Raw genomic sequence first — 849 nt, forward strand, 5'->3', positions numbered from 1 at the left:
CCTGACTGTCACTACAGACCCAGGACAGACGAAGATTTATGGCAACGGAGATCCGGTATTCACTTATCAGGTGACAGGTTATCAGAACGGAGATGGTGCAAGTATCCTGACAGGAGCCTTGGCCAGAGCAGCCGGAGAAGATGTGGGCACCTATGCGATCAATCTGGGTACATTGAGTGCCGGAGCAAACTATACGATCAATTATACGGGAGCTGACTTCACTATCACCCCGAGAACCTTGAATATCACCGCCAATGCGAACCAGGCCAAAGTGTATGGTTCTGCAGATCCGGTGTTTGGCTATACGGCATCCAACTTCGGAAACGGAGATAATACTTCGATTCTGACAGGAGCACTCAGCAGAGTAGCCGGAGAAAATGTAGGCATGTATGCGATCACCATTGGAACTCTGGATGCAGGAATGAACTATGTAATCAACTTCACCAGCGCTGACTTTGAGATAGCAGAGAAAGTACTGGATGTGACAGCGGATGCAGGCCAGAGCAAGGTTTTCGGAACCGCTGATCCAACACTCACATATCAGGTGACAGGTTTTGAAAACGGAGATGATGAAACGATTCTGACAGGATCCTTGGCCAGAGCAGCCGGAGAGAATGTGGGAAGCTACGCAATCAACTTGGGAAGCCTAAATGCAGGAAGCAATTACGCGATCAATTATACGGGAGCAAACTTCACGATCACCAAAGCCACAATCACTGGAATCACCTTTGCAGACGGCAGCTTCGTGTTTGATGGCACCGAGAAGAGCCTGATGATCTCAGGAACGCTACCAGCAGGTACTTCAGTTGTCTACAGCAACAATGGCAGAACAGATGTGGGAAGCCAGGA

The 849-nt window shown here is 49.2% G+C and carries 1 protein-coding gene; it reads left to right on the forward strand.

Annotated elements, in window-relative coordinates; genetic code table 11:
• A partial coding sequence (locus tag BUF13_RS20715; RefSeq protein WP_170865156.1) for an MBG-2 domain-containing protein occupies positions 1-849 on the forward strand: 849 nt, incomplete at both ends.

Source organism: Algoriphagus zhangzhouensis (genome assembly GCF_900148515.1).
In the GTDB taxonomy this organism is placed as follows: domain Bacteria; phylum Bacteroidota; class Bacteroidia; order Cytophagales; family Cyclobacteriaceae; genus Algoriphagus; species Algoriphagus zhangzhouensis.